We start from the raw sequence: 3890 nt of genomic DNA, 5'->3' as shown, positions 1-3890 counted from the left end.
GTTGGAAATATTTCAATTTCCTTACCATCTTGCATGGTATCTTCCTTCATGACGGGTGCAAAAAGATCCAACATTCTGTCACCATTACCTTCGTAACTTTCTTGTACAAAAGTTCCTACACCAAGTTTTCCGGCCATTTTGATTTAAAATGGATTACAAAATTGCAAATGTTAAAGTTAGTATTAAAACGTCTGCAATAGTCTTAGATAATGTTATTACGGTATGTAGTGAAAAACAGTTGTACTGTAAAAACTATAATAACTTTCTTGTTGTTAAAGATATCTACACATATATCATATTCAAACAAAATAAGAATAATCAAAATCATATAAATATAACAAAAATACCGAATATTGATTCAGTTTCAAATGCAATTACGAGAATACAGGATCTGACAAAAAGTGTAATTCTGTCACAAAACATAGATAATATTATAGCTTCGACATCCTGGCCTAAACAATTAAACTTAAAACAAATAAGTACCCTATTTACTAATGTAAAATATAATAATGAAAAGTTTCCCGGATTGTTTATTAAATTTCCGACAGGTACCGTAATACTATTTCACTCTGGCAAAATTGTAATTGTTGGCTGTAAAAACGAAAAAGATTTACAATGCCTCATTCAGAAAATCTTTGCCCGCATGTGAACCAAGTAACAGATGATAGAGAAGGAACTATTGTTTGTACAACTTGTGGTTTAGTTTTAACAACACAAATCTTTCAAGAATCCTACAGGTGTGATAGAAATGAAAAAGAATATAATTTAGTAATTAAAATAAATGATATTCTTCACAAACTAAATTTACCCGTTTGTTTTACAACTGATATATTAAAACGGTATTTGAAGATGCCTCCACGGAAATATTTATTAGAATACGTTGTCTATTTAACTCTTCATGAGTGTGGTTTTCCCATATCTATTAAAGATATTGCGTGTGTAACAGGTATTTCTGATTCAAAAATATATGATTTGCAAGAAGATCAAAGCATTTGTCTTCAACCAAAAGATTTAGTTGAAAAATACTGTAAAATGCTAAATTTAGATTTTAAGACCTGTTCAGTAATTAAGGAAGAATTACCTACAGTTATTGAAACAGGCCATAATCCGTTAACTGTAATAGCTTCCACTATTTATAAATATAGTAGAAGGAACAAGCTGAAATTATCCATGAAACAAATTGCTACTGTTGTAAATATAAGTACAGTTTCAATACAAAGATATATTAGGAAATGTTAAATTTTCATTCTGGAGTTCGCTTCCAACAAGGTCGTGGACTTGGCTCCATTTTTGGCTCCATTTTTCGCGGCTTGAAACCTTTAGCCAAAATGGGTTTAGCAGCAGGCAAAAGATTCATTAAAAGCGATTTTGCAAAAAGTATAGGCAACACCGCTTTAGATATCGGAAAAACAGCGGCAACAAATATGGCTGTTGATCTTTTGGAAGGTAAGAAGTTGTCAGATTCAGCCCAAGAACAATTGGATGATGCAAAATCTAAGATTGCATCAAAGTTAAAGGGAGGTTGTGCAAAAAAACGAAAGAAAACCAAGAAGACAGGTATTCTTGATTACGAGGACGACGATAAACCTTGTAGCAAAAAATCAAAAGCTAAAAAATATTCACTACTTGATTAAGCATGGCATTTGAAAAATTGCAAACTCATAAAGACTATGGTACAAATCTACAAACACCTGAAGAATGTGAAGAAGATCTTAAAGCTAATTACAGAATCCCAGGTCACCCAATAGCATTTAGTGGGATAAATAATATTTATGAATATTACAAGGGTCTACTCAATAAAGAGAAAATCAAAGATATTCTTTCAGGTGCTGAAAGTTATACCTTACATAAAGAATATCACAAAGGTCAAAGAAATCCTTCTTATTCACATTTTAAACGGAACCAATTTCAAATGGATTTAGTTGATATCCAAGAATTGGCACCGTTCAATGATAATATTAGATATTTGTTGGCTGTTATTGATACTTTTACTAGATTTGCCTGGGTTCGATTACTTAAAGATAAAAGAGGAGAAACAGTTTTAGAAGCGTTTAAGTCCATTTTGAAAAGTGCTGGTGAATATCCAAGAATTATTGTAACAGACAGAGGTACAGAATTTTTCAACAAACTTTTTCAAACATTTTGCGAACAAAGCAACATTAAACTATTAACTCCTGACAGTTCTGTGCATGCTGCTTATATTGAAAGATTTAATAGAAGTTTGCAAAGTCTAATTTATAAATATATGACTGAAAATGAAACACATCGTTTTATCGACAGAATTAATCCTGATGGTACTCTGACAAATGTGTTCCACAACCTAATGCATACATACAACACAAGAAAACATAGAATGATTGGTACATCACCATGCATAGCTGAAAACGATGAAAGTGTGCATTTAGACATGAGACTTAGAATGTCTAAATATTATGAGAAAATAAAGCCTAAAAAGAAAACTTTAAATGTTGGTGACACAGTTCGCATTTCAAAACAAAAAGGTAAATTTTCTCGAGGGTATAAAGAACAATCTCAACTTGAGATATTTAAAATATACGAAATAAAAACAAAATCTAAAATACCAATGTACTATTTAGAAACATATGATGGTAGTGAAAAAATTAAAGGTGGTTTTTATGACTTTGAACTAACCAAAGTCGCAAATGATGTGTTTCGTGTTGAAAAAGTTTTAAGAACAAGAAAGAAAAATAATATTGTTGAACATTTAGTGAAATGGAAGGGATTTAATGACACATATAATTCTTGGATTCCTGCTGATGACGTAACTCAACAATTTTAATCACTATCTATGTATTTTTTAAAGAAATAAATGTAATTTTTACAAAATGGAAACTAAAAAGACTTTGTTTCTTCTCTCAAATGGTTCTAGTGATATATACAAAAATAACACACTTACACATTTTACAAATAAATTACCAGCACCAATAGACCTTCAAAATGAAAACAAATATGAAATTGCTATTGAAAGTGTAGGATTTTCTTGCCTTTTTCGTAATGTTAAATTACCAGAAGGTGATTATCCAAGTTTTATAATAACTAACCAATTTACGCCAGATCCTGCAATTGAGTACAGTTGTAGATATGAAGGTCAAGGAACATTTCAAGAGGCTGGTACTACTGTGTCTAATCTTTGTTACACACCTCAAGTTTTTGAAATTAAAACTGAACCTGTAATAAGACAAAATGATGATCTGTATAGTGGTAATAAGCAGTATTTTTATTATATGGGTCGTTTTTTAGAAAAATTATATACAGAACAAGACTTGATAACTCATATTAATGATGTAAATAGAAAAGCACCAGTTAAGTTATCATTACAAAATGGGTTATTAGACTTTTCAAGAAGTTCTATTCAAGAGAATCCCTTAAGTGCATTTTATCATGTTTTAATACATCCAACAATGATGGAAACTTTCGATATTCAATCGACATTGGTTATAGAACATGACCCAAGTCAAACAAAACAAAATATTTCCTCAGATCAGATAAAGGCTGAGTGGAAAAAAAAGGTAATCAAAAAAGTTGTGACTTATAAGGGACATTTATATTATCTTTTTAAAGTTGGTAATATTTCAGATATTGTAAGAGCCACCAAATCACCCATTGATAAAATTATACTACCTAATGTTGTTAAAGTTGTCTCCAATAATATTTCACCACAAATATTTAATAACAGCTATTCAAATGATATGGTAGTTTTTTGCCCTGATTTTAAGACCCATGATAATTATTACTTTCATGAGTTTGAATCAAAACAATATGTACCACTATTAAACAGTTCACTAACAGACATTGAAGTGAAATTATGTGATGAAAACAATAACCAGTTACAATTATTATCTGGTGTACCTTCTATTTTGAAACTAAAT

At 30.3% G+C, this 3890-nt stretch carries 5 protein-coding genes; all 5 read left to right on the top strand.

Translation table 11 applies throughout. The features are described from left to right. The first annotated feature begins 148 nt into the window (after window positions 1-148). Window positions 149-649, top strand: coding sequence for a hypothetical protein (locus ABWO04_RS10405; protein WP_353079641.1), 501 nt, complete (start codon window positions 149-151; stop codon window positions 647-649). Next, window positions 616-1239 carry a transcription initiation factor IIB family protein gene (locus ABWO04_RS10400; RefSeq protein WP_353079640.1) on the top strand — a complete coding sequence of 208 codons (624 nt, stop codon included), beginning with the start codon at window positions 616-618 and terminating at the stop codon, window positions 1237-1239. Before ABWO04_RS10405 ends, ABWO04_RS10400 begins: the two co-directional genes overlap by 34 nt. After that, window positions 1233-1634: a hypothetical protein gene (locus tag ABWO04_RS10395; protein ID WP_353079639.1), complete on the top strand. Its 402-nt coding sequence runs from the start codon at window positions 1233-1235 to the stop codon at window positions 1632-1634. The genes ABWO04_RS10400 and ABWO04_RS10395 overlap by 7 nt, the downstream gene beginning before the upstream one ends. A 2-nt stretch (window positions 1635-1636) precedes the next feature. Continuing rightward, the gene (locus tag ABWO04_RS10390; protein ID WP_353079638.1) at window positions 1637-2800 is read left to right on the top strand and encodes a DDE-type integrase/transposase/recombinase; all 1164 of its coding nucleotides are present in this window, start codon (window positions 1637-1639) and stop codon (window positions 2798-2800) included. A gap of 46 nt (window positions 2801-2846) precedes the next feature. Beyond that, the coding region (locus tag ABWO04_RS10385; protein ID WP_353079637.1) for a hypothetical protein at window positions 2847-3890 on the top strand (1044 nt) is incomplete at its 3' end.

This window comes from Flavobacterium sp. (assembly GCF_040382755.1).
In the GTDB taxonomy this organism is placed as follows: domain Bacteria; phylum Bacteroidota; class Bacteroidia; order Flavobacteriales; family Flavobacteriaceae; genus Flavobacterium.
The sequence above is the reverse complement of the archived record's forward strand: the minus strand, read 5'-3'. Positions and strand labels throughout refer to the sequence as shown.